This window comes from Rhizobium sp. 01N447_2 (genome assembly GCF_056399245.1).
The window spans coordinates 85,842-108,032 of sequence record NZ_JBFTQY010000016.1; the positions used below are offsets into that span (position 1 = coordinate 85,842).

The window sequence follows — 22,191 nt, forward strand, 5'->3', positions numbered from 1 at the left end:
GATGTGGGACGCAACAGAATGAGTGCCGGCTTCGAAAAGGCGGACACATCATCAGAAATCGATGGGTCTCCCGCCGAGGCCGATCTGCAGACGGCGCTTTTCGATGTGGTGTGCGACAGCCTTTCCGCAGCTTTCATCATCTACGACAAGAACGATCATCTGATCTTCGCAAGCCGCCAGACCCTCGAATTCTTTCCGCTGCCCGCCGAAATGCTGAAGCCGGGCACGCGGCTTCGCGATTTCCTCGGCGCAATGTACGACACCGGCATTCGCCAGCAGTATGATGTCAGGCAGGGCGGCTCTCTGAGCCGGGAAGACTGGCTGTCGGAGAAAATCGCCTCGCATTGGCGCGAGCGCTTCGACGCGGTCGAGCGCCATGGCACCGATAGCTGGGTCCGCTTCGTCAAGCGCAGGCTGCCGGGCGGCTACGGCGTCACCATCATCTCCGACATTTCCGAGAACAAGAAGCGCGAAGAGCAATGGCGCTCCGATCTGGAGCGCGTGCAGCTCACCGAGGACATTCTCGACAATCTGCCGTTTCCGCTTTTCGTCAAGGATCGCAACCTCACCTATGTCGCGGTGAATCTCGCCTTCTGCGAGAAATATCAGACGAGCGCCGAGGAGGTGCTCGGCCGTAAGAGCGGTGATCTCTTTTCAGAGGAGATCGCCAAGCGCTTCGAGGAGAGCGATCGCCATGTGCTGGATACCGGCGAGATGTCCGTCTCCCGCCAACGTCAGATCTCCCGCGACGGCATTGAGCGCGACATCGTCAGCCGTAAGCACCGCATCGGCAAGCCCGGCCGCTATTTCCTGGTGTCGACCATGCAGGACCTGCCGCGCGACGGCGCCGATCTCGACGAGTTCGGCCAAGCGTCCGCGATCACCGCCTCCAGCAATCAAAGCTATCGCCGGGCCTATGTGCCGGTACCAACCGGCGTCGAGCGGCGCGAACCAGCGGCGATGGAAGCGATTGTTCCCGAGAATTTCTCCGGCCGCAAGGTCCTCGTCGTCACGGCCGACCTCGCAGCCGAGACCGCCGCGCTGCGGACACTGACGAAATACGGCTTCGAATCCTCCTCGGTCCGCGGCGAGGACGAAGAGGAGCGGTTCCTGGAAATCGCCACCTCCTCCGGCATCTCGCTCGATCTTTTGATCATCGACAACCAGATGGGCATGCGCTGCCTCGAGCTTGCCGAGCAATACGGCATCCCGGCGCTCGTCATGGACGGCTTCCAGATCGCCAACGAGCTCACATTCCAGATCGCCCGCCATTTCAATCGCAACAGCCGCAGCGCCGCCGGTTCGGATGCGGATTGGGAAATCAGCACTTCCGACGATGTGGTCGGCCTGCAGATTCTTGTCGCCGAAGACAACGATATCAACCAGATCGTCTTCTCGCAGATCCTCGAAGGCCTCGGCTACCGCCATATGCTTGCAGCGACCGGCGACGAGGCCGTGCGCCTCTGGGCCGAGCACCGGCCGCAGATCGTGCTGATGGATATTTCCCTGCCGGGTTTCAACGGCTTCGAGGCCGCCCGGCTCATCCGGCAGATGGAGGAAACCGGCGACGGAACCCACACCCCGATCATCGGCGTGCTCACCCAGGCCTTCGAGCGCGACCGCGCCGAATGCGTCAAATCAGGCATGGACGACGTCATCATGAAACCCGTCAGCCCGGACATGCTTGAGATGGTATTTCAGAAGTACCTAATGGGCGAGGCGATGCGGGCGCGAAACTAAAGCAATTTCAGGAAAAGTGTGAAGCGGTTTTCCGTCCGGAATTGCGTAAAACAAAATGTTAGAGCGGTTCGGCGCTTCCATGAGAAGCTGAACCGCTCTAACCGAAATACCCGTCAACTCGCTAGATTTTGGGCGTTTTAGGCGACACAGGCCGCTGATTTCCTATCGAATTGTTAAGACATGCCGGTCATTCTTTTGCATAGCTGCGGGGGAAAGCTCGGGTTTGCATGATAAAATCGGCGGAAATAGCTTTCTTGACCGTGGGTCAGAATGAGCTTCAGGCGATGGCCTACACCGATCCGCTGACCGGATTGGGAAACCGCAATCGTATGCGGGACAAGGTCTTGCAGATCTCTTCCGAGCGCGCCAGCGATCCGGCCCCCTTCACCATCGGCATCGTCAACCTCGACAGCTTCAAGCCAATCAACGACCTGTTCGGCTCGACAGCCGGCGATGAAATCCTCTGCCAGGTCGCCCATCGTCTCAGGGCCTGTATTCCTGATGGCGCGCTTGTTACCCGCCACGATGGTGACGAATTCGCCTTCGTGCTGCCGTTGATCTTCGAGCGGGCGAGTGCCGAGAAATTCGGCCAGATGATCCGCGAGGTGCTATCGGCCCCCTATGACCTCGGTGACCGCAATGTCCGTCTCTCCGCTTCCCTCGGCTTCTCCATATATCCGTTCGCCGGAGAGGATTGCGAGGAACTGCTGAAGAGCGCTGAAACTGCCCTCTACCGTTCCAAGCGCCGCGGTCGCGGCCAGATCACTGTCTATTCGCGCGAGATCGCGCAGGAAATGAAACGCGCGACGCAGCTGGAGCAGGCGCTCAGAAACGCCATCATCTCGGATGCGATCGACGTGCATTTCCAGCCGATCGTCTCGCTGTCCAACAATCAGGTCGTCGGCTTCGAGGCGCTCGCCCGCTGGAACGACCCCGATCTCGGCTTTGTGTCGCCCGGCGTCTTCGTGCCGCTCGCCGAAGAGCGCGGCTTCATCGATGCGCTGTCGGAGGCGTTGCTGCGCAAAGCCGCCGAAGCAGCACTTTCCTGGCCGCGCGAACTCTTTCTGTCGTTCAATCTATCCTCGGCCCAGCTGATGGATCCGGGCACGAGCAGCAGCGTCCTGTCGATCCTCGGGCGCGTTGGCTTTGATCCGCATCGCCTGGAGCTGGAGATCACCGAGACCGCGGTGATGAGTTCGGCCGACACCGCTCATCGCATCATCGCCGATCTGCGCGCCGCCGGTGTGCGCATCTCGCTCGACGATTTCGGCACCGGCCAGTCGAGTCTCGGGCGCTTGCGCGACTTCATCTTCGACAAGATCAAGATTGACCGTGCCTTCGTCTCGCGCATCAATTCCGATCGCGCCTCCGAACACATCATCAAGGCGATCCTTACCATGTGCGAGGGTTTGGAGCTGGAGGTCGTGGCGGAAGGCATCGAGGATTATGCGGAGGCAGTGAAGTTGCGCATGCTCGGCTGCGGCATGGGCCAGGGCTATCACTTCGGCCGTCCGGCCGATGGTATCGCCACGCTACGCTTCCTGCACGAGAACTACTACGATCCGACCGTGATGGAGCGTGTCAGCGCATAAAGCGATGGCGCCCCTAGGAGCGCCATCGCCTACGCTATACTACCGCGCACGGATTACTTAGGCGTGGTCGAGCCGGTCGCCGTGGTATCGGTACCGGTTGCAGCCGGAGCCTTTTCGGCCGACTGCATTGCCAGCGTCTTGAACTCAGGTGCGGCCTTCAGCGATTCAGCCGTTTCGCTTGTCGTCAGCTTGACGCTGCCGTCCTGGGTGTTCTGCGCGACGGTGATCTTTTCCATCGGCACGGCGACATTCTTTTCGCCGATGCCCAGGAAGCCGCCGACACCAACGATTGCAGCAACGAAGCCGCCGTCCTTCTTCAGGATCAGGTCGTTGACGCTGCCGATGCTTTCATTGTTGCCGTTATAGACCGACTGGCCGATATAGGTGTTGGCACTGATCTGATCCGGAGACTGCTCCGTCAGATAGCCGGCCTGAGCCGTGTCCGCCGTCGGTGCTGCGGCCGGAGCCTGTGCGGCATCGCCTGCAGGCTTGGTGACATCAGGCGTCATCGGCTTCGGGGCTGCCGGATCGGCGGGAGCCGCCTGGGTCGGAGCGGCGGGGTCCGCAGGCTGCGGGGCCGTCTGCGAGAATGCCGCCGGTGCGAAAGCCGTGGCAAACAGGGCGCCAGCGGCAACGGTCGTCAAAAGTTTGCGTGTCATTTCGAACCTACCTTCGTTTTTCCCTAGAGTGATCGCTGGCCCGGCAGCACCTGTTTCCCAGGTATGATTGCCGCGCCGGTTCGAAAGGAAAATGACTGGTGGGCCGATTGGTTCCGGTTGAAAACACGGAAAATTTCTCGATTTTCACGGAACATTTATCGAAGAACCGCCGCCAAAACGAGAAAAGGCGCTCCGGTCGGGAGCGCCTCTGATGGCCGCAGATCACCCCGAGATCAGATCACATAGACGGGATCGAACACGCCTTTGACGTCGATGCCGAGTTCCAGCAGAGCGCCGGCACTGGGCTGCGCCGAACGGGCATCCTCGTCCAGTCCTTCCCAGGCGGTCGTTACCGCCAGGCGGTCGGCATTGACGCCGATGAAGGCAGGGCAGGAGGGCTGGACAGCCGGAACCTTGTAGCGCGAGATGCGCAGGCCGTCCGGACTGTAGCGGTCGACGACGCCGGCGCCCCAGCGCGCATTCCACAAATAGCCGTCGGCATCGACCACCGAGCCGTCGATGTCGCCGGGGTCGTTCATGCTGTCGACGAGCACGATCGGCTCGCCCGAGGGCAGGCCGGTCAGCGGATCGACCATGACGCGCATCAGCCGGTTGATGCGGGAATCCGTATAATAGCCGATCGTGCCGTCGGGCGAGAAGCAGATCGAATTCGGGATGCTGATGCCGTTGAAGATCTTCGTCACCTTGCCGGAGGCGACATGATAGATGGCGCCGGCTTGGTTTTCTGCCCGCTTGCTCATCGTGCCGATCCAGAGCGCGCCGGAAGGATGCGTGCGGCCGTCGTTCGAACGGTTTTCCGGCCTGTCGTTTTCGAGCGCGGCGTAGAAGGTGAGGTTGCCGCTTGCCACGTCGCGCACGAAAAGCCCTTCTTCCGTCGCGATCAGCTGCCGGCCGTCGTCGATGCGGGCAAGCACGCTCGCCATCATAGGCAGCGGATGCACCTTTTTCGCGCCTGTCGAAAGATTGAGCTCGTGCAGTTCCTTGCCGAGGATGTTGAACCACCAGACGGTATTGCTGTCCGGATCATAGGTCGGGCCTTCGCCGAGAACGGAATTGGTATTGCAAAGTGTTTTGCCCTCGAACTCATAAATATCGGTCATACGTTCACGCTCCCAATGGCTGCATCATAGGCGTAAATGGTCGCCTTGGCGCGCTCGGCAACCTCTGACGCGGTCATTCCTGGCTTATAGATGCTGGTGCCGAGGCCGAAGGAGAAGATGCCGGCCTTGGTATAATCGCCGAAATTCTTGTCCGACACACCGCCGACGGCGGCAATCGTGAGCTCCGGCGGCAGGATTGCCCGGATCGCCGTGATGCCGGACGGACCAAGCACGCTGGCCGGAAAGAATTTGAGACCGGTGGCGCCGGCGCGCGCAGCCGCCAGCGCCTCGGTCGGCGTAAAGACGCCCGGCATCGTCACCATGCCGTATTCGCGCGCCCGGATGATCACCTCGGGCTCGACATTCGGGGTGACGAGCAGCTTGCCGCCGGCCGCATGCAGGCTGTCGACCGCCTCGACGGTCAGCACCGTGCCGGCGCCGATCAGCACCTCGGCCGGCGCCATCTTTGCGGCGATCTCGATGGATTTGAATGGTTCCGGCGAGTTAAGCGGAATCTCGATCGCCGTCAGGCCATTTTCGATCAGAGCACCGACGACGCTTTCGGTCTCGTCAGGCCGGATGCCGCGAAGGATGGCGATCAGCGGGCGCTTCATGTCGGGGAAGGGGATACGGTTCATCGTGTCAGCTTTCTCAATTCGGCCAGATGGCTTCGGCGGCAGCCGAAAGCCCGCGGCGCACGGCGGCGTCGGCGTCGATGGCGGTGAAGGCAAGGGAGAGGGTTCCGAAGGCTTGTTCGTAGAGCGCCTGCAGGCGCCCGGAGGCGACGAGGGTGATGGTGGTGCCGTTTGCCGCATCCTGCAGCGCCCCGGCGATTTCGAGGCCGATCAGCGTGCCAGAAAGCCGGGCTTGCGCGGCAGCGGCGGATATGCCGTGCAGGAGCTGGCCGGACCGGGCGGCAAAGAGCAGGTTGGAGGCCAGGGCCGGGCGTGCGAAAGCGGCCGAGACCGCCGCCTCGAAGGCTGCCGCATCCGCCGGCTGCTCTCCCGCGCCGGCAACGGCATGCGAAAGGATCGTGTGTTTGCTGATGACGTCGAAAAGCTCGCCGGTCATGAAGGTCGAAAAGCCGGTGACCTTGGCGTCCGTCACATGCACCCATTTCGAATGCGTGCCGGGCATGCAGACAGCCTGCGCCCCCGAGCTTGCGCGGCCGAGCGCGCCGAGAAGCTGGGTTTCCTCACCGCGCATGACGTCGGGCATCGCGATGTCCCGCTGGGCAAGGCCCGGCAGGATGCGGATGTCGCGGCTTTCGCCTGGCACGGAGACCGCCCCGGTCAGGATCGAGGCAAGCGGGGCGGGTACGTCGATATAACCGGCCTCGACCCAGCCCTGCCTTGCGCCGGCCATGCCGCAGACGATCACCGGCAGGTTTTCCGGCGCCTCGATGGCGGTGAGATGGCTGGCAAGCACGGCGGAAAAGCCGGTCTTTGCCGCGCTCGTCATGCCTTCGCCGCTGCGGCGTTCGGCAAGGACGGTGCCGTCCCTGCCGATCAGCCACAGCCGAAAGCTGCTGGTGCCCCAGTCCACCGCGACATAAGCGGGATTTGCCATTACAGAACGCCTCCATCGACAATCAGGGACTGGGCGGTCATCGCCGCCGCGCAGTCGGATGCAAGAAACAGGCAGGGACCGACGATCGCATCGGGTTTGAGCGCAACCTTCAGGCACTGGTCCTCGACCGAGCGCGCAATGCTCTCCTCGGTGAGCCAGTGCTGAATCTGCCGTTCGGTGACCACCATGCCGGGCAGGATGCAGTTGACCCGGATGTTCTCCGGCCCGAGCCTGCCCGCCAGGCTCTTCGTCAGCCCGACGACCGCCGCCTTGGCTGCCGCATAGGCGGGAAAGCCGCCCATGTTCAGCTTGAAGGCGATCGACGACATATTGATGATCGCCCCGCCGCCGGCCGTCCGCATCGACGGCACGACTGCCTGCGAGGTAAAGAACACATGCTTGAGGTTGACCGCCTGGTTGTTGTCCCAATAGGCCTCGGTCACCTCGTCAAATTCATGGCGGTCGTCCCAGGCGGCATTGTTGACCAGCACGCGGATCGGCCCAGAGCTCGCAATAACGCTATCGACCGTGCGCCGGATCGCTTCGATGTCGCGCAGATCGGCGTGGTAAAAGGAGACCGGATGCGTGGTCTCCCGCGATAGCCTTTCGGCGAGCTCGCGGCCGGCGGCCTCGGCGATATCGATGAACGAGACCTTGGCGCCTTGGCGCGCGAAACCTTCGACGATCGCAGCACCGATGCCCGATCCACCGCCGGTCACGAGCACGGCTCGGTCTTTGAACTCAGGAAATTGTGCTGCTGGCATCATGGTCACCGTCGCCTCCCGACCTTATCATTGTTCCATTATTTGGAACTTAATTTGACTATATGGAATTATCGAATTACAGTGCCCTTTCTGTCAAGGGTGGATGAAGCGATGAATTCAAACGGCGACGGCGCAGCACGCGCCCGCGAGACCGGCACGCTCGGCAAACTGATGGTTCTGCTCGATCTTGTCACCCATGCGGATGCGCCGCTGCGTTTCACCGATATCCTGGCTCTCGCCGGCCAGCCGCGCGGCACGCTGCATCGCCAGCTGAGCCACTTGGTGGAGGAAGGGCTGATCGAGCTCGATGGCGACGGCCGCTATGCGCCAGGCCTGCGCCTGCTCGATTTCGCCGCGCGCAGCTGGGCGCGCAACGAATTCCGCTTGATCGCCGAGCCGCACCTCGCCGATCTGCAGCGGGCGACCGGCGAGACGGTGCATCTCGGCGTTCTCCGCGGACAGTCGATCATCTATCTCGATAAGGTCGAAGGCCGTCAGCCGGTGCGCATGTATTCGCAGATCGGCAATGCCTCGCCCTGTTATTGCACCGGCGTCGGCAAGGCCGCCTTGTCGCTGCTGCCGGCCGAAGGCCTTGTCGATCTCGTCGCCGGCTTGAACTTCACCAGCTTTACCGCCTCGACCCATGTCTCAGCCGAAACGCTGCTTCCCGAAATCCGCGAGATTGCCGATCAGGGCTATGCCTTCGACCGCGAGGAGCATGAGGCCGGCATCCGCTGCATTGCCGCACCCGTCTGGTCGGAGGATCGGACCTTTATGGGTGGCATTTCGATTACCGGCCCGGCCTATCGGTTGTCGATGGAACTTCTGCACCAGTGGGCCGTTCCGGTTCAGTTGGCGGCTGGGAGGATCATGGAAGGCATGCGCGTCCGTCTCGGTCCGCGCCGCTGAGGGAAAAAATCGCAATCGGCCCGCTGCTGGACGCGATCGCAGAGCATGCTTATGATGAGCGCGATATTGAGATTTGCGGACGAATCACCACAACTAGAACGGTCCGCGAAATCTACAACCAGTCACCGGCCGAACGCTCAACGCTGAAGCCGATTCCACCAGCGATCGTCGTTCCCCGATACAATCGAAACACCCATAGCGGGCAGGTTTCGCAAACGGTTTGCCGGCCGCTGTGCCGAAGATGAAGAAATGTGATGGCACCCTTGTCGCAAACATCCATGGAAGAAGACGATTATGTTCAGGAAATAGCGGGCCTGAAGACCCAGTTCGATATTTTCCGTTTCATGAAACGGGTGACGGAAGCCTATCGCAGCCGTGCCTTCATGGTCCTCAACCTGCCGCCGATCACCTCCTTGGATCTTCAGGGCAGCACCGTCATCACCAGCTGGCCGGCCGAGCTTCTGGCTCTCTACGACCAGGAAGGCCTGATGGTGAACAGTCCGGTCCTCAGGCGCCTCAGAACATCCGCGCGGCCCTTCTTCTACGACATGTCGCGCCAGAACTGGTCGCGGGACGACGGCAAGTCCATTCTCGTTACCTCGCTGTTCGAACGTTTCAAGATGATGCGTTGCGCCTATTTCCCGACGCATGAGCCCTCCGGCCTGCGCGGCGCCATCTCTTTCGCCGGCGACCGCGAGCCCTTCAGTCCGGCCGAGATGCGCGAGCTGTGCTACATCGCCATCCACGTCTTCGACAGGCTGGCCGAGATCCGCAACCTCGATACGCGCATGACGGACACGCTGACCGACCGCGAGATTGATTGCCTCAACTGGACGGCGGCCGGCAAGACCAGTGCTGAAATCGCCGAAATCCTCACCCTCTCCGAGCACACGGTCAATCACTACCTCAACCGCGCCACCAAGAAGCTCGACACGGTCAACCGCACCCAGGCCGTGGCCAAGGCGCTACGCATCGGCCTGATCAAATAAGTTGCAAAAAACAACCGACTGCTTTCGAAGCCGCCCAGCGCGTAGGCATATCTTTCCCGCTGAGGGGCTGCCGCAAGCGCTTTTGCGCTCCTTTTCCTGATTTTCCATCTGGCACGCTTTCTGCATCTCTTCTGCGAGAGGTCCAGAGGGGACTTTGAGACCAGCGCCAGGAAATGGCGCGGCCGACACACCGCTGCCCGACGCCGATGCCGCTTTTCTCCCGGCTCTTCGGTGTCGGCGGCGGTTGTTGCGTTTTGGCACCGCTTCTTTCGCAGCTGTTGGCGATTTCATCTTCCTTGTTCACTTTTTGCTGGTCTTTTTTTCGGCTTGCGCTAGTTCGCCCCGGATTGCGCCGGTTCTCGGGGAGACCGTTGCGGCCATCAGGGCGAAAGCCCGGCGGACTTGATGGCCGCAACGGATTGCCAATTCTCCCCGGCGCTCTTTTGGCGCGCCGCATTTTCCTCCCGATGATTTTGTTTGGCGAAGGCTTCCGTCTCCACTATTTGTGATCTGCAAGAAGCAGTGAGGGTGGAATGGCCGACGTCACCAAGGAACAAGTTCTCGAAACGCTGAAGACCGTGCGTGGACCCGATCTCGAGCACGATATCGTCGAGCTCGGCATGGTCTCCGACGTCTTCATCTCCGACGGCAAGGTTTATTTCTCCATCACCGTCCCGGCCGATCGCGCCAAAGAGCTGGAGCCGATGCGGCTCGCCGCCGAGCGCGTCATCAAGGAAATGCCAGGCGTCAAGGGTGCCCTTGTCACACTGACGGCGGACAAGAAGGCCGCCGCCGCCGCTCCGGCTGCTCGCCCTGCGCCGAACCCGCCGCACGGCCATGCCGGCCACGATCACGGGGCTCACGCCCCTCAACAGCCGCCGCGCGCCGGCAAGATCGGTGTGCCCGGCATCGGCGCCATCATCGCGGTCGCCTCGGGCAAGGGTGGGGTCGGCAAGTCGACCACCGCCGTCAATCTTGCACTCGGCCTGCTCGCCAACGGTCTTCGCGTCGGCATTCTCGATGCCGACATCTACGGTCCCTCGATGCCGCGACTGCTGAAGATATCCGGCCGCCCGACGCAGATCGACGGCCGCATCATCAATCCGATGGAGAATTATGGCCTCAAGGTCATGTCGATGGGCTTCCTTGTCGACGAGGAGACGGCGATGATCTGGCGCGGGCCGATGGTCCAGTCGGCGCTGCTGCAGATGCTGCGCGAAGTCGCCTGGGGCGAGCTCGACGTCCTCGTCGTCGACATGCCGCCCGGCACCGGCGACGCGCAGCTGACCATGGCCCAGCAGGTGCCGCTTGCCGGCGCCGTCATCGTCTCGACGCCGCAGGATCTCGCTCTGATCGATGCCCGCAAGGGCCTCAACATGTTCCGCAAGGTCGAGGTGCCTGTGCTCGGCATCGTCGAGAACATGAGCTATTTCATCGCCCCTGATACCGGCACCCGCTACGACATCTTCGGCCATGGCGGCGCCCGCAAGGAGGCCGAGCGCATTGGCGTGCCCTTCCTCGGCGAAGTCCCGCTGACGATGAACATCCGCGAAACCTCCGACGCCGGCACGCCGCTCGTCGCCTCCGAGCCGAACGGCGTCGTCGCCGGCATCTATCGCGGCATCGCCGCCAAGGTCTGGGAGCAGGTCGTCGGCCAGTCCCAGCGCCCGGCACCGGCGATCGTCTTCGAATAATGCATGCCGCCCGGAAGTGTGCAGCGGTTCCGGGATAACGGCATGCATCACAACAAATGCATGCCGCCCGGAAGTGTGCAGCGGTTCGGGGATAACGACATGCATAAACCAAAGAGTTGACGCGCGTCGCATGAATCGGGTTCGATGCGAGGTGCTTTAGCGAGCCGAATCACCGCGGCGGATACCCCAAATTGTGGGGGAAACGTGGTGAAAAGCCGCGCTTCACGGAAGATGTCTTGATTATTTCACGGCTTTGCTTCATATGCCGCGGCGCCATGATGGCGTTTTGCTGCAGATGCTCAATGAGGCCGTCTTCGTTTCGAAGGGTCCGGCCCGCCTGCAAGTTCGGAGTTGTCTTGTCGATCGAAGGATTGGGAACTGCGATGCGGTTGAGCACAATGCGCATGCCGGCCTTTGAGGTTGGATGCAGCCGGAGAGACTACCGGTGATTACCGCTTACTGTTCCAATTGCAAGTCGGTCGAGATCCGCGATCTGTCGCATGCCGCCTCCTTTCCCGAGGATGTCGTATGGATCGACATGATCGAGCCGACCCGCGACGAGGAACTCTATGTCGAGAAGGTTCTCGGCATCGAGGTCCCGACCCGCGACGATCTCAAGGATATCGAGCCATCCGCCCGTCTCTATGTCGAAAAAGACGCCGTCTTCATGACTGCTTCGCTGCTCTGGAAGGCTGACACCGACGTACCGACGCTGACCGACGTCGCCTTCATCCTGGCCGGAAACCGCCTGGTCACCATTCGCTACGCCCATCCCAAATCCTTTGCGCTGTTCATCGCCGCCCTCCACCGGCTGCCGGAAAACTGGCGCAGTGGTGCCGCCCTTCTTGCCAAGCTCTTGGAGACGATCGTCGACCGCACCGCCGAGATCCTCGAGATCTCCATCTCGCGCCTCGACATCTTGTCGACGCATGTCTTCGGCGATCGGGCAAGGAAGGTGCGCAAGCCCTCGAACTACCTCGAGGAGAAGTTGCGCGATATTGCCGGCCATCACCGGATGATCAGCAAGGTGCGCGACAGTCTCGGGTCGCTCGCCCGCCTGCTGACGTTCTTTCACACGACCCCGGCGATCCAGCAGGACCGCGAGGCGAAGGAGCTCTGCCGCACCGTCTCGCGCGATGTCCAGTCACTGTCGGAGCATGCTTCCTTCGTCGCCGCCAACATCACCTTCCTGCTCGATGCTTCGCTCGGGCTGATCAACATCGAGCAGAACTCGATCATCAAGATTTTCTCGATTGCCTCGGTGGTGTTCTTGCCGCCGACATTGGTCGCCTCCATCTATGGTATGAACTTTCAGGTCATGCCGGAGCTGACCTGGGTCGCGGGTTATCCCTATTCGCTGGCCCTGATGGTGATTTCAGCCGTCATCCCCTTTTTCTTTTTCCGCTGGAAAGGCTGGCTCTGAGGAGCCTGTTACAACTTCATGTCCGAAGAGAGCCATCCGAACGAACGCCATATGACGCCGCGAAAGCTGTTCTATCTCGCGCTGGGTTCCGTCGGTGTCGTCTACGGCGATATCGGTACCAGCCCGCTCTATGCCTTTCGCGAGGCGTTGAAGCCGGTGGCCCATGACGGCGTCACCCGTTTTGAAGTCATCAGCCTGATCTCGCTGATGATCTGGGCGCTGACGATCATCGTCACCATCAAATATGTGCTCTTCCTGCTGCGCGCCGACAACGACGGCGAGGGCGGCACTCTGTCGCTGCTCGCCCTTCTGATGAAGACCGCCAACGGCCATACCGCCGTCCTGATGCTGCTTGGCCTGATGGGTGCTGCCCTCTTCCTCGGGGATGCGATGATCACGCCGGCTCTATCGGTGCTCTCGGCCGTCGAGGGTCTGAAGCTCGTCACACCCAGCCTCGCGGATTATATCGTGCCGATCTCGGTGGTGATCCTGGCGCTGCTCTTCGTCGTGCAATCGCGCGGCACCGGCGCCGTCGCGAGGTTCTTCGGCCCGATCACCGCCGTCTGGTTCCTCGTCATGGCCGCCGCCGGCATTTCCCATATCTCGGACGATTACGGCATCCTTGCTGCCTTCAACCCCTATTATGCGGTCAGCTTCTTGCTGCATGAGGGCTTCTACGGCGTCGTCGTGCTCGGCGCTGTCTTCCTGACGGTGACCGGTGCTGAGGCGCTCTATGCCGATCTCGGCCATTTCGGCCGCCGCCCGATCCAGTGGGCCTGGTTCCTGCTGGTTTTCCCGGCGCTGACGCTGAACTATCTCGGGCAGGGCGCGCTCGTTCTCGGCAATCCGATGACGATGTCCGATCCCTTCTATCTGATGTATCCGAAATGGGCGTTGCTGCCGGTCGTCATCCTGGCAACCGCTGCGACGATCATCGCCAGCCAGGCTGTCATCACCGGCGCCTTCTCGATGGTGCGCCAGGGCATCAACCTCGGCTTCCTGCCGCGCATGGAAATCCTCTTCACCTCGGAAACCAATACCGGGCAGATCTTCGTGCCTTCGGTCAATGCCGTGCTGTTCATCGGCGTCATCTTCCTGGTCTTGAGTTTCAAGACTTCGGACGCGCTGGCGACCGCCTATGGCATCTCCGTCACCGGCGCCATGGTCGTCACCTCGATCATGGCCTTCGAATTCGTCCGCGCCCGCTGGAACTGGTCGCTTCCTGTTGCGGTGATCGCGCTCGCGCCGCTGGTCGTGCTCGAAATGATCTTCCTCGGCGCCAACCTTTTGAAGATCCACGACGGCGGCTATATCCCGATCATGATCGCCACCGCCTTTACCGTCGTCATGTGGACCTGGCGTCGCGGCACGGCGATCCTGATGGAAAAGACCCGCCACACCGATATTCCGCTTGCCTCCTTCGTCAGCTCGATCGAGCGCAAGAGCGAACATTCGCCGGCCCAGGTTCCGGGCACCGCGATCTTCCTGACCAGCGATCCGGAATCGGCCCCCGCCGCCTTGCTGCACAATCTCAAGCACAACCACGTGCTTCACGACCGCAACGTCATCCTGACGATCCGCACGGTCAACAAACCGCGCGTCCCGAGCCAAGACCGCTACAGGGTCGAGCAGATTTCCGAGCGTTTCTCCCGTGTCGAACTGCTCTTCGGCTTCATGGAATCGCAAAACGTCTCGCAGGCCTTGGCGACGCTGCGCAAGACGGGACTGAAATTCGACATCATGTCGACCTCCTTCTATCTCGGCCGCCGCAAGCTGGTGCCGGACGCCAAGTCGGGCATGCCCTACTGGCAGGACCGGCTCTACATCGCGCTCGCCAACGCCGCCGCCAACCCCTCGGACTACTTCCGCCTGCCGGCCAACCGCGTGGTGGAACTCGGCTCGCACGTTATTATTTGATGAGTGGGGCAAAGACCCCGCCCCAAACCCCTCCCCACAAGGGGGAGGGGCTTAATCTGCCGCTCCGGCGCTTCCCACTTCATCGTTTCATCCGCAGAAAGGCTGATGTTAGTTGCGTGCGAGCGCCGCAAATTAGTCCCTCCCGCTTGTGGGGAGGGGTTGGGGAGGGGACTTTCGCAAGGTGGGGAGGGGACTTTCACAAAGCTGCGACACACCTCACTTCACGAAATTACCAGCCACATTAGAACATCCAAAAGTTCTCACGGTCACATTTCGGCACAGCCCGTTAACCGGACATCAAGGTTAATGCGAGATTTTCAATGGAATGTTCCCGCGTTCCATGCCGGAGTCCGTGTTGCGTCGAAAGAGCCCTTCCCGTAGCAAGCTGCGTCTTATTCCCGAGAATTGGGTGTCGCCCGTCATCTTCGGTCTCGCCGGCTGGCTGATTTTCCCGAGCGTCGCCTCCCATGCCGATCTCGCTGCCATGCTTGCCGGCCTCGATCATGAGGGTGAGAGCTGGCGCATGGTGCTGACCAATTCGCCGGCCGGCTCCATCCACCAGGCCGAACTCGCCTTCGCCGAGCCGATGGTGACGGGTTCGATCTCTGCCGGTGCCGGCATGGTGCTGCCCGATGGCCGCAAGGTCGCCTTCACCGCCAACGACAAGGGCACTGCCAAGGATAGGGGCCACGAGGACACGCCGGACGAGGATCGCGTCAATCGCCGCACCAAGAAGGGGCGCGTCGTCGCCGTCGAGCAGATGCAGCCGCCGAAGGATTTTTCCGCCGGCTCGATCCTCGAACGTACCAAGATGCTCTTCACCCCGAGCTTCGATCTCAAGGACCGCTCGGCCTTCGTCAAGCCGAAGATCCAGGGCAAGGAAATCGAGATCGCCACATCTTTCTATAAGAAGCAGCCTGTCGTGACCGACAATGGCGTGCCGGCGATGCTTGCAAGCCTGATCACCAGCAACAAGGCCGATGTGCTGGCCACCGCCTATGCGCCGGCAGCACCCGACTATTCCCGCCAGTCGCCGTTCGATTCCATCCTGGCCGATCAGGACAGCGGCCGCTTCGTCCCGGAAATCGGCCCGCGCGACCACGCCTGGGCCGCAAGCGTGCTGCCGTCGAGCGTCTTTTCCGCCGGCGAGCAGCAATGCCTCGCCTCTGGTATCTATTTCGAAGCGCGCGGGGAATCGGTGAAGGGGCAGGCGGCCGTTGCCCAGGTCATCCTCAACCGCGTCCGCAATCCGGCCTATCCCCATACGATCTGCGGTGTCGTCTATCAGAACGAGGATTGGCGCAACCGCTGCCAGTTTTCCTTTGCATGCGACAGCATCAAGGACAGGGTGAACTCGGAATATCACTGGCGAGTCGCCCGCGATGTGGCGATGGCGGTGACCGCCGGCAAGATCTGGCTGCCGCAGGTAGGTTCGGCGACGCATTACCATGCCGTCTATGTCAGACCGAAATGGGCAAAGACCATGGAAAAGGTCGGCCGCATCGGACTTCATGTCTTCTATCGCACCTATGGCGGCGGCTGGAGCTGAGATAAATCGCTTGGGTAAGCCGATTTCCGGCCCGGAAAAGCGGATTCTTTCCGTCGAATTTGCGCGATCGACCCAGAGTCGATTTATCTCTTTGATTTGATGGAATTATTTTCTCGCTGGACAGAAGCTGTCTACGCCTTGACTATGCTAATCCCTAAAACTATGTTGCGCGCGACTTCAGAACGGGCCGGAAGGGTCTCAACCTTCGCGTCCGGGGTCCGAATGACCGGGGTAGCGGGAGTGCGGGCGACGGGCAGACGAGGAGAGATCCATGGCGGACGACCGCGAGGAAAGTCTTGAGAAGCGCCGTGCGCAATTGGAAGCGAAACTCGCGACCAAGCGCGTCGAGACGGGAGAGGACGAGGCCAGGGAAGCCCGTGCCGAGGTAAGCCGCAAAGGTTATGCCCAGGCGATGAAGCTTTCCAGCGAGTTCATTTCCGCAATCGTCGTCGGTGCCGTCCTTGGCTATGTCCTCGACCGTTTTGTTGGCACGGCGCCTTGGGGTTTGATTGTTCTTCTGCTTCTCGGATTTTGTGCCGGCGTTCTGAACGTGATGCGTTCTGCGGGGGTGGTGGCCCATCCCCTGGACGACGACAAGAAATAAGGACCGGGTCCGGTCCAGTGCAATGACCCCGCGTTCTGCGGGCCAAAGAGAGAGAACAAGCGGTGTCTAACGATCCGACTCATCAGTTCCTGATCCAGAAGATTGTGCCGATCGAAATCGGCGGAATTGATTTTTCGTTTACCAATGCATCGCTCTTCATGGCCGTTTCGGCCGCCGCTGCCGCCGGCTTCCTTTATTTCGCGACCTCGAACCGCGCCATCGTGCCGGGCCGTTCGCAGTCCATCGCGGAAATGTCCTACGAATTCATCGCAAATATGCTGAAGGAAGGCGCCGGCAAGCAGGGAATGAAATTCTTCCCGCTGGTCTTCTCGCTCTTCATGTTCGTGCTGACGGCGAACTTGCTCGGCATGTTCCCGTATTTCTTCACGGTGACGAGCCAGATCATCGTTACCGCCGCGCTGGCGATCCTCGTCATCGGCACGGTTGTCGTCTACGGTTTCTACAAGCACGGCTTCAAGTTTCTGAATGTATTTGTGCCCTCGGGCGTACCGGGCATCCTGTTGCCGCTGGTCGTCACGATCGAAATCATCTCCTTCCTCTCCCGTCCGATTTCGCTCTCGGTTCGTCTTTTCGCCAACATGCTCGCCGGTCACATCACGCTGAAGGTGTTCGCAGGCTTCGTCGCCTCGCTTGGAGCCCTCGGTGCTGTCGGTGTCGGTGGAGCCGTTCTTCCTCTCATCATGACGGTCGCCCTGACCGGTCTCGAGTTCCTCGTCGCCTTCCTCCAGGCTTACGTCTTTGCGGTGCTGACTTGCATGTACCTCAATGACGCGATCCATCCGGGCGGGCACTAAGGATAACGACAACGACGTCAAAGGGCGTCAGTCATTCGCCGCAACAACCATTTCAAAGGAGTTCAACATGGAAGCGGAAGCAGCAAAGTACATCGGTGCAGGCCTGGCTTGCTTTGGTATGGCCGGTACGGCTCTCGGCCTCGGCAATATTTTCGGCAGCTACCTCTCCGGCGCTCTGCGCAATCCGTCTGCCGCTGACAGCCAGTTCGGCCGTCTGGTATTCGGCTTCGCCGTTACGGAAGCTCTGGGCATCTTCTCGCTGCTCGTCGCTCTCCTCCTCCTCTTCGCCGTCTGATATCGGCGAATAGATGGATCACGGCCTGCGATTGCAAGCCGTGATCCTTTGCATTTGCAGTCCACCTGGAGGTGAGCATGTTTTTTGTGACCCCGGCTTACGCTGAGGAAGCACCGGCGGCAGCGACGGGTACGGATGCGCATGCCGCTCCGGCCGCAGGCGAGGTCCATACCGAGACTGGTGTTGCCGAAGGCGGACACGCCCGCGGCCCCTTCCCGCCTTTCGATTCGACGACCTACGCGTCCCAGCTGCTCTGGCTGGTGATCACGTTCGGCGTCTTCTATTTGCTCATGCAAAAGGTCATCGCGCCGCGCATCGGGGCGATCCTCGATCAGCGTCACACGCGCCTCTCCCAGGATGTGGAAGAAGCAGGCCGCCTGAAGGCGGAGGCCGACGCCGCCGTCCGGACCTATGAAGGTGAACTGGCCGCTGCCCGTGCCAAGTCCAATGCGATCGGCACTGCCGCACGCGACGCTGCCAAGGCCAAGGCCGAAGAGGATCGCCGCGCCGTCGAGGCAAGCCTGTCGGAAAAGATCAAGGCTGCCGAGGTCCGCATCGGCGAGATCAAGGCCAAGGCCTTCGCCGATGTCGGCACCATTGCCGAGGAAACGGCAGCTGCCGTTATCGATCAGCTGATCGGCGGCACCGTCGCCAAGGCCGATGTCGCCGCCGCCGTTGCGGCCGCCAAGAAGGAGGCTTGATCGATGGAATTTCTTGATGCGACTTTCTTCGCCCTTGTCGGCCTCGTCCTCTTTCTTGCGCTGGTCGTTTACCTGAAGGTTCCGGGCATGATGGCGAAGTCGCTCGACGACCGCGCCGACCAGATCCGCAACGATCTGGCCGAAGCCAAGCGTCAGCGCGAGGAAGCCCAGCACCTGCTCGCCGAATACCAGCGCAAGCGCAAGGAAGCGGAAGCCGAAGCGGCCCACATCGTTGCCGCCGCCGAACGCGAAGCCGAAATGCTGACCGCCGAAGCGAAGAAGAAGACGGAAGAATTCGTCGCCAATCGCACGGCGCTGTCCGAGCAGAAGATCAAGCAGGCCGAGGTCGAGGCGATGAAAGCGGTGCGTTCCGCTGCCGTCGATCTTGCTATTGCGGCCGCAGAAACCGTGCTTGCCAAGCGGGCCGACGCCAAGGTCCAGTCCGAGCTCTTCGGCAATGCCGTCGGCCAGGTCAAGACGCGGCTCAACTGAGCGTTTCGAAAAGATTGAGAGGGAAGGCCGGGCATGTCCCGGCCTTTTCTTTTGTTGAGAAAGCGTGTTCTTTGCTCCTCGTGCGGAGGACAATGTGGTGCCGTTGATCCGGCATTGCCATCTTCACCTGGGTCGAGTCACGTGTCTCGTGCCGTCCTTTGGACCGTCGTAAGCAAAGGCGAAGGGCATGCCGCAACGTCTCGATTCCCCCCAGCGGGGAGAAGGTGCCCGTAGGGCGGATGAGGGAGCCGGCGAAGCCGGTCTTCCCCAATAGCGTCCATGCAGGTTTCGGCTGCGATGACATCGTCTGGACCGCATTCAGGGCGCTGGGGAACGGCGTTACCGTCGGCGTGCCGGAATAGTTTTATGTGAAGGATGTGCCGCGCGGCCCCCTCATCCGCCTGCCGGCACCTTCTCCCCGAGGGGAGAAGAGGGCATGCAGCAACCTCTCCGTTCCTCACGCGCCTTTTATAGCGCGTGTTCTGGCCTTCTCATTCTTCTTGAAGTTGACCTATTCGGAAAGCAACTCGTCCGTCTCAGGACCGTTCTCGGTCTTGCGCAACGGCCTGAAGCTCATCCGGTGCAGGGAGCAGGGGCCGTGCTTCTCGATGCCGGCGCGGTGCTGCGCCGTGCCATAGCCCACATGCGCGGCAAAACCGTAATCCGGAAACACGCTATGTGCTCGCGCCATCATCCGGTCACGCGTCACCTTGGCGACAATCGAAGCGGCGGCGATCGAGACCGAGCGGGCATCGCCCTTGACCACGGCCTGTCCGGGGCAATCGAGGCCGGGCGGCACGTCGAGCCCGTCGGTCAGCACGTAGCTTGCCGGAATGGCGAGGCTGCAGATGGCGCGCCGCATGGCGTCGAGGCTTGCCTTGCGGATATCCGTCTCGTCGATACGCGTCGAACTGGAGGAGGCGATGGAGACGGTCGCAGTCGCCAGAATCTGCACGAACAGTTCCTCGCGCCGTTGCGCCGAAAGCTGCTTGGAATCGTTGAGACCCTCAGGGATGCGCCGGGGATCAAGGATGACGGCAGCAGCCACGACGGGTCCCGCCAGCGGCCCGCGGCCTGCCTCGTCGGCACCCGCGACCGGCCAGTGGCCGGCCTTGCGGGCTTTGAGTTCCAGTCGGAAATCCGGCACGAGCGGAACCGTGTCGAAAAGCAGGGGAGAATCGGGTGGCGTGCGAGGTTTCATGCGGCTGAACCTCGCACGCCAACCCGATTGCCCGCAAGTCCCCGGATCAGGGCGGCGGCCGGGGACGCTCCGGCGGATGGTGGCGGTCAGGGCCATCCGCGGGAATTGCGCTCGGGCGCGAAAACAGGGCGGTTTTCTCGAGAGCCGATGCGCAAGCTAGAAGCAATTCCAGGAAAAGTGCGGCGCGGTTTTCCGTCCGAAATTGCGTAAAAGGTTGGAAGCAATTCCAGGAAAAGTGTGAAGCGGCTTTTCCCAGGCAAAGCGCGAAGCGATTTTGCCTGAATTGCGTAAAAACAAAAGGTTAGAGCAACGACAGCTGCACGCCGCTGCCATCGGGCGGTACGAACAGATCGTCGCGCAGCGGCATGCTGCGTCGTGTCAGGCTGAAACGTCGGGCTGCCATTTCAAAGCGCCGGGCGATCTGCCAGGCATAGGGGCCGGCGCCCTTCATGCGCTTGCCGAATTCGGCATCATAATCCTTGCCACCGCGCATCGAGCGCACCAGCGACATCACATGCCGGTAACGATCGGGGTAATGCTGCAGCAGCCAGTCGCGAAACAGTGGGCTGACCTCGAGCGGCAGCCTGAGGATGACATAGCTCGCCTCGGCAGCACCGGCCGCCTTCGCCGATTCGAGAATACGCTCCAGCTCATGATCGTTCAGTGCCGGGATGAGCGGGGCGGCCAGCACAGCCGTCTGGATGCCTGCTTCGGCAAGCGTGTGGATTGTCTCCAGCCGCCGCGGCGGCGTGGCGGCACGTGGCTCCATCGTCCGGGCAAGCTTGCGATCCAGCGTGGTCACCGAGATGCCGACGCGCAGCAGGTTCTTAGCTGCCATCTCCTGCAGAATGTCGAGATCACGCAGGATCATCGCCGACTTGGTGACGATCGACACCGGATGGTTCGCCTTGTTCAACACCTCGAGAATGCCGCGCATGATGCGCCATTCCTTCTCGATCGGCTGATAGGGATCTGTATTGGTGCCGATCGCGATCACCCGCACCTTGTAGCCGGGTTTGGCGAGTTCCCGCTCCAGGAGTTTTGCCGCATCGGGCTTGGCAAACAGCTTCGTCTCGAAATCGAGCCCTGCAGAAAGCCCCATATAGGCGTGCGTCGGCCGGGCGAAGCAATAGATGCAGCCGTGCTCGCAGCCGCGATAGGGATTGATCGAACGATCGAAGGGAATGTCCGGCGATTCGTTGCGGGTGATTGCCGTGCGCGGTTTCTCGACCTGCACTTCCGTCTTGAACGGCGGCAGTTCTTCCCACGTCTGCCAGCCATCGTCGACGGTCTCCCGCTGCAGCGCCTCGAACCGCCCTGTCGGGTTCAGTCCCGCCCCACGCCCGCGCCGCCGATCGACCTCGACTCTCAGACCGGAGGAAACGATCATCGCATCGGCAATATCTGCCGTATTGGCAGGCGCGAATGCGGCCTGCCCTGCCAGGGACTGCTCTCTCATCGGATTCTCCCGCGGCGGAAAGCCATCGCTCCCGCCCGTTTTGCTGATTAAATTCCTATCCGCAAAATGAGAACAAGGCAAGAACAAAATGAGGAAAACGGTGCTGGCAAAAATTTGTGCGGCGCATTATAAATAGTCAATGTTGACGGTTGTTCTCGAATGTCAGGATCAGGAATCTGAGCTGGCACAGACTTTATCGGTACTGGTGGCAGGCGCAGTGGAGGGGCTGGTGAGCGATGTGGTCGTGCTCGATCACGGCTCGCGCGACGGCACCTCGCGGGTCGCCGACGCCGCCGGCTGCCGCTTCCATTCGCAATGGGATATCAAGGACATCGTCCGCGCCGCCCGCGGCGAATGGTTGCTTTTCGTCGAGCCGGGTGCAAGACCCCAGGCCGGCTGGATCGATGAGGTCGCCGAATATGTGGCGCTGAACAAACTGCCGGCGCGCTTCACCGCATCGCGTGGCTACCGGCGCCCGTTCTTCCAGCGTGTCGGCCGGGCCGTGCCGCCGCTGGAACTCGGCTTTCTCCTGCCGAAGAAGCAGGCACTCGCCATCGCCAAAAGCGGCATGCAGCTGACCGAATTCGTCAAGGGCCAGAAGCCGCGCCGGTTGGCGAGTGAACTCATTCCCTCCTGGGTCGCCCGCGCTGCGCGGTAGGTGTCGCGACCCTCTCCATAGTTCGCGCAAAAGATGGCGC

At 61.5% G+C, this 22,191-nt stretch carries 23 protein-coding genes; 14 read left to right on the forward strand and 9 right to left on the reverse strand.

Annotation, left to right across the window (positions count from 1 at the left end):
• Nucleotides 1-18: 18 nt before the first annotated feature.
• Nucleotides 19-1,740 (forward strand): response regulator, encoded by a 1,722-nt coding sequence (locus AC1ECN_RS13365; RefSeq protein ID WP_130672024.1) that lies wholly within the window; start codon nucleotides 19-21, stop codon nucleotides 1,738-1,740.
• Between the two features lie 227 nt (nucleotides 1,741-1,967).
• Nucleotides 1,968-3,332 carry a putative bifunctional diguanylate cyclase/phosphodiesterase gene (locus AC1ECN_RS13370; protein WP_018070137.1) on the forward strand — a complete coding sequence of 455 codons (1,365 nt, stop codon included), beginning with the start codon at nucleotides 1,968-1,970 and terminating at the stop codon, nucleotides 3,330-3,332.
• A gap of 53 nt (nucleotides 3,333-3,385) precedes the next feature.
• Here AC1ECN_RS13370 and AC1ECN_RS13375 read toward each other — a convergent pair whose 3' ends face one another.
• The 5 genes from AC1ECN_RS13375 to AC1ECN_RS13395 form a co-directional block, all read right to left on the reverse strand.
• Nucleotides 3,386-3,991, reverse strand: a complete 606-nt coding sequence (locus tag AC1ECN_RS13375; RefSeq protein ID WP_018483249.1) for a PRC-barrel domain-containing protein — start codon at nucleotides 3,989-3,991, stop codon at nucleotides 3,386-3,388.
• Between the two features lie 233 nt (nucleotides 3,992-4,224).
• Nucleotides 4,225-5,112, reverse strand: coding sequence for an SMP-30/gluconolactonase/LRE family protein (locus AC1ECN_RS13380; protein WP_130660992.1), 888 nt, complete (start codon nucleotides 5,110-5,112; stop codon nucleotides 4,225-4,227).
• Nucleotides 5,109-5,750: a 2-dehydro-3-deoxy-6-phosphogalactonate aldolase gene (locus AC1ECN_RS13385; RefSeq protein ID WP_018070133.1), complete on the reverse strand. Its 642-nt coding sequence runs from the start codon at nucleotides 5,748-5,750 to the stop codon at nucleotides 5,109-5,111. Before AC1ECN_RS13385 ends, AC1ECN_RS13380 begins: the two co-directional genes overlap by 4 nt.
• Before the next feature lie 13 nt (nucleotides 5,751-5,763).
• Nucleotides 5,764-6,681, reverse strand: coding sequence for a 2-dehydro-3-deoxygalactonokinase (locus AC1ECN_RS13390; protein WP_018070132.1), 918 nt, complete (start codon nucleotides 6,679-6,681; stop codon nucleotides 5,764-5,766).
• Complete coding sequence (locus AC1ECN_RS13395) at nucleotides 6,681-7,448, reverse strand: SDR family NAD(P)-dependent oxidoreductase (RefSeq protein ID WP_197727435.1); 768 nt, start codon at nucleotides 7,446-7,448, stop codon at nucleotides 6,681-6,683. The genes AC1ECN_RS13390 and AC1ECN_RS13395 overlap by 1 nt, the downstream gene beginning before the upstream one ends.
• 108 nt (nucleotides 7,449-7,556) lie before the next feature.
• Between AC1ECN_RS13395 and AC1ECN_RS13400 the strand changes: the two genes are divergently transcribed.
• Together AC1ECN_RS13400 and AC1ECN_RS13405 are read left to right on the forward strand one after the other, a co-directional pair.
• Nucleotides 7,557-8,354, forward strand: a complete 798-nt coding sequence (locus tag AC1ECN_RS13400; RefSeq protein ID WP_130672025.1) for an IclR family transcriptional regulator — start codon at nucleotides 7,557-7,559, stop codon at nucleotides 8,352-8,354.
• A gap of 254 nt (nucleotides 8,355-8,608) precedes the next feature.
• Complete coding sequence (locus AC1ECN_RS13405; protein WP_130666610.1) at nucleotides 8,609-9,343, forward strand: LuxR family transcriptional regulator; 735 nt, start codon at nucleotides 8,609-8,611, stop codon at nucleotides 9,341-9,343.
• On the opposite strand, the gene AC1ECN_RS13410 is transcribed toward AC1ECN_RS13405, so the two are convergent.
• Nucleotides 9,336-9,647 carry a hypothetical protein gene (locus AC1ECN_RS13410; protein WP_130672026.1) on the reverse strand — a complete coding sequence of 104 codons (312 nt, stop codon included), beginning with the start codon at nucleotides 9,645-9,647 and terminating at the stop codon, nucleotides 9,336-9,338. The genes AC1ECN_RS13405 and AC1ECN_RS13410 overlap by 8 nt on opposite strands.
• A gap of 229 nt (nucleotides 9,648-9,876) precedes the next feature.
• Between AC1ECN_RS13410 and AC1ECN_RS13415 the strand changes: the two genes are divergently transcribed.
• A complete protein-coding gene (locus AC1ECN_RS13415; protein ID WP_018070127.1) occupies nucleotides 9,877-11,037 on the forward strand; it encodes an Mrp/NBP35 family ATP-binding protein in 1,161 nt (386 codons plus the stop codon).
• A gap of 169 nt (nucleotides 11,038-11,206) precedes the next feature.
• Here AC1ECN_RS13415 and AC1ECN_RS13420 read toward each other — a convergent pair whose 3' ends face one another.
• The gene (locus tag AC1ECN_RS13420) at nucleotides 11,207-11,443 is read right to left on the reverse strand and encodes a hypothetical protein (RefSeq protein WP_018495067.1); all 237 of its coding nucleotides are present in this window, start codon (nucleotides 11,441-11,443) and stop codon (nucleotides 11,207-11,209) included.
• A 39-nt stretch (nucleotides 11,444-11,482) separates the two neighbouring features.
• On the opposite strand from AC1ECN_RS13420, the gene AC1ECN_RS13425 reads away from it, so the two are divergent.
• The 8 genes from AC1ECN_RS13425 (at nucleotide 11,483) to AC1ECN_RS13460 (ending at nucleotide 18,833) form a co-directional block, all read left to right on the forward strand.
• Nucleotides 11,483-12,460 (forward strand): magnesium transporter CorA family protein, encoded by a 978-nt coding sequence (locus AC1ECN_RS13425; RefSeq protein WP_032995616.1) that lies wholly within the window; start codon nucleotides 11,483-11,485, stop codon nucleotides 12,458-12,460.
• Between the two features lie 18 nt (nucleotides 12,461-12,478).
• Nucleotides 12,479-14,377, forward strand: coding sequence for a potassium transporter Kup (locus tag AC1ECN_RS13430; RefSeq protein ID WP_130672027.1), 1,899 nt, complete (start codon nucleotides 12,479-12,481; stop codon nucleotides 14,375-14,377).
• A gap of 355 nt (nucleotides 14,378-14,732) precedes the next feature.
• Nucleotides 14,733-15,926, forward strand: a complete 1,194-nt coding sequence (locus tag AC1ECN_RS13435) for a cell wall hydrolase (RefSeq protein WP_130691381.1) — start codon at nucleotides 14,733-14,735, stop codon at nucleotides 15,924-15,926.
• A gap of 271 nt (nucleotides 15,927-16,197) precedes the next feature.
• Nucleotides 16,198-16,530 carry an AtpZ/AtpI family protein gene (locus tag AC1ECN_RS13440; protein WP_018070123.1) on the forward strand — a complete coding sequence of 111 codons (333 nt, stop codon included), beginning with the start codon at nucleotides 16,198-16,200 and terminating at the stop codon, nucleotides 16,528-16,530.
• Nucleotides 16,531-16,592: 62 nt separating this feature from the next.
• Nucleotides 16,593-17,345: a F0F1 ATP synthase subunit A gene (locus AC1ECN_RS13445; protein WP_130654736.1), complete on the forward strand. Its 753-nt coding sequence runs from the start codon at nucleotides 16,593-16,595 to the stop codon at nucleotides 17,343-17,345.
• Nucleotides 17,346-17,412: 67 nt separating this feature from the next.
• Nucleotides 17,413-17,640, forward strand: coding sequence for a F0F1 ATP synthase subunit C (locus AC1ECN_RS13450; protein ID WP_003545854.1), 228 nt, complete (start codon nucleotides 17,413-17,415; stop codon nucleotides 17,638-17,640).
• Nucleotides 17,641-17,717: 77 nt separating this feature from the next.
• Complete coding sequence (locus AC1ECN_RS13455; protein ID WP_018070121.1) at nucleotides 17,718-18,341, forward strand: F0F1 ATP synthase subunit B; 624 nt, start codon at nucleotides 17,718-17,720, stop codon at nucleotides 18,339-18,341.
• A 3-nt stretch (nucleotides 18,342-18,344) separates the two neighbouring features.
• Complete coding sequence (locus AC1ECN_RS13460; protein ID WP_477953181.1) at nucleotides 18,345-18,833, forward strand: F0F1 ATP synthase subunit B; 489 nt, start codon at nucleotides 18,345-18,347, stop codon at nucleotides 18,831-18,833.
• Nucleotides 18,834-19,344: 511 nt separating this feature from the next.
• Here AC1ECN_RS13460 and AC1ECN_RS13465 read toward each other — a convergent pair.
• Nucleotides 19,345-20,034, reverse strand: a complete 690-nt coding sequence (locus AC1ECN_RS13465) for a ribonuclease HII (protein ID WP_018485943.1) — start codon at nucleotides 20,032-20,034, stop codon at nucleotides 19,345-19,347.
• Nucleotides 20,035-20,335: 301 nt separating this feature from the next.
• The gene (locus AC1ECN_RS13470) at nucleotides 20,336-21,493 is read right to left on the reverse strand and encodes a PA0069 family radical SAM protein (RefSeq protein ID WP_130672031.1); all 1,158 of its coding nucleotides are present in this window, start codon (nucleotides 21,491-21,493) and stop codon (nucleotides 20,336-20,338) included.
• Between the two features lie 139 nt (nucleotides 21,494-21,632).
• Here AC1ECN_RS13470 and AC1ECN_RS13475 point away from each other — a divergent pair, with 139 nt between their 5' ends.
• Nucleotides 21,633-22,151, forward strand: a complete 519-nt coding sequence (locus AC1ECN_RS13475; protein ID WP_130672032.1) for a glycosyltransferase family 2 protein — start codon at nucleotides 21,633-21,635, stop codon at nucleotides 22,149-22,151.
• Nucleotides 22,152-22,191: the final 40 nt, after the last annotated feature.

Excerpts from the sequence above, each read along its gene's own strand:
- AC1ECN_RS13380 (WP_130660992.1), bottom strand. The coding sequence starts at position 5,112 with ATGACCGATATTTATGAGTTCGAGGGCAAAACACTTTGCAATACCAAT.
- AC1ECN_RS13390 (WP_018070132.1), bottom strand. The coding sequence starts at position 6,681 with ATGGCAAATCCCGCTTATGTCGCGGTGGACTGGGGCACCAGCAGCTTT.
- AC1ECN_RS13400 (WP_130672025.1), top strand. The coding sequence starts at position 7,557 with ATGAATTCAAACGGCGACGGCGCAGCACGCGCCCGCGAGACCGGCACG.
- AC1ECN_RS13385 (WP_018070133.1), bottom strand. The coding sequence starts at position 5,750 with ATGAACCGTATCCCCTTCCCCGACATGAAGCGCCCGCTGATCGCCATC.
- AC1ECN_RS13440 (WP_018070123.1), top strand. The coding sequence starts at position 16,198 with ATGGCGGACGACCGCGAGGAAAGTCTTGAGAAGCGCCGTGCGCAATTG.
- AC1ECN_RS13420 (WP_018495067.1), bottom strand. The coding sequence starts at position 11,443 with ATGCGCATTGTGCTCAACCGCATCGCAGTTCCCAATCCTTCGATCGAC.
- AC1ECN_RS13460 (WP_477953181.1), top strand. The coding sequence starts at position 18,345 with ATGGAATTTCTTGATGCGACTTTCTTCGCCCTTGTCGGCCTCGTCCTC.
- AC1ECN_RS13405 (WP_130666610.1), top strand. The coding sequence starts at position 8,609 with ATGGCACCCTTGTCGCAAACATCCATGGAAGAAGACGATTATGTTCAG.
- AC1ECN_RS13475 (WP_130672032.1), top strand. The coding sequence starts at position 21,633 with ATGTTGACGGTTGTTCTCGAATGTCAGGATCAGGAATCTGAGCTGGCA.
- AC1ECN_RS13370 (WP_018070137.1), top strand. The coding sequence starts at position 1,968 with ATGATAAAATCGGCGGAAATAGCTTTCTTGACCGTGGGTCAGAATGAG.
- AC1ECN_RS13465 (WP_018485943.1), bottom strand. The coding sequence starts at position 20,034 with ATGAAACCTCGCACGCCACCCGATTCTCCCCTGCTTTTCGACACGGTT.
- AC1ECN_RS13470 (WP_130672031.1), bottom strand. The coding sequence starts at position 21,493 with ATGAGAGAGCAGTCCCTGGCAGGGCAGGCCGCATTCGCGCCTGCCAAT.
- AC1ECN_RS13455 (WP_018070121.1), top strand. The coding sequence starts at position 17,718 with ATGTTTTTTGTGACCCCGGCTTACGCTGAGGAAGCACCGGCGGCAGCG.
- AC1ECN_RS13365 (WP_130672024.1), top strand. The coding sequence starts at position 19 with ATGAGTGCCGGCTTCGAAAAGGCGGACACATCATCAGAAATCGATGGG.
- AC1ECN_RS13450 (WP_003545854.1), top strand. The coding sequence starts at position 17,413 with ATGGAAGCGGAAGCAGCAAAGTACATCGGTGCAGGCCTGGCTTGCTTT.
- AC1ECN_RS13395 (WP_197727435.1), bottom strand. The coding sequence starts at position 7,448 with ATGATGCCAGCAGCACAATTTCCTGAGTTCAAAGACCGAGCCGTGCTC.
- AC1ECN_RS13430 (WP_130672027.1), top strand. The coding sequence starts at position 12,479 with ATGTCCGAAGAGAGCCATCCGAACGAACGCCATATGACGCCGCGAAAG.
- AC1ECN_RS13415 (WP_018070127.1), top strand. The coding sequence starts at position 9,877 with ATGGCCGACGTCACCAAGGAACAAGTTCTCGAAACGCTGAAGACCGTG.
- AC1ECN_RS13375 (WP_018483249.1), bottom strand. The coding sequence starts at position 3,991 with ATGACACGCAAACTTTTGACGACCGTTGCCGCTGGCGCCCTGTTTGCC.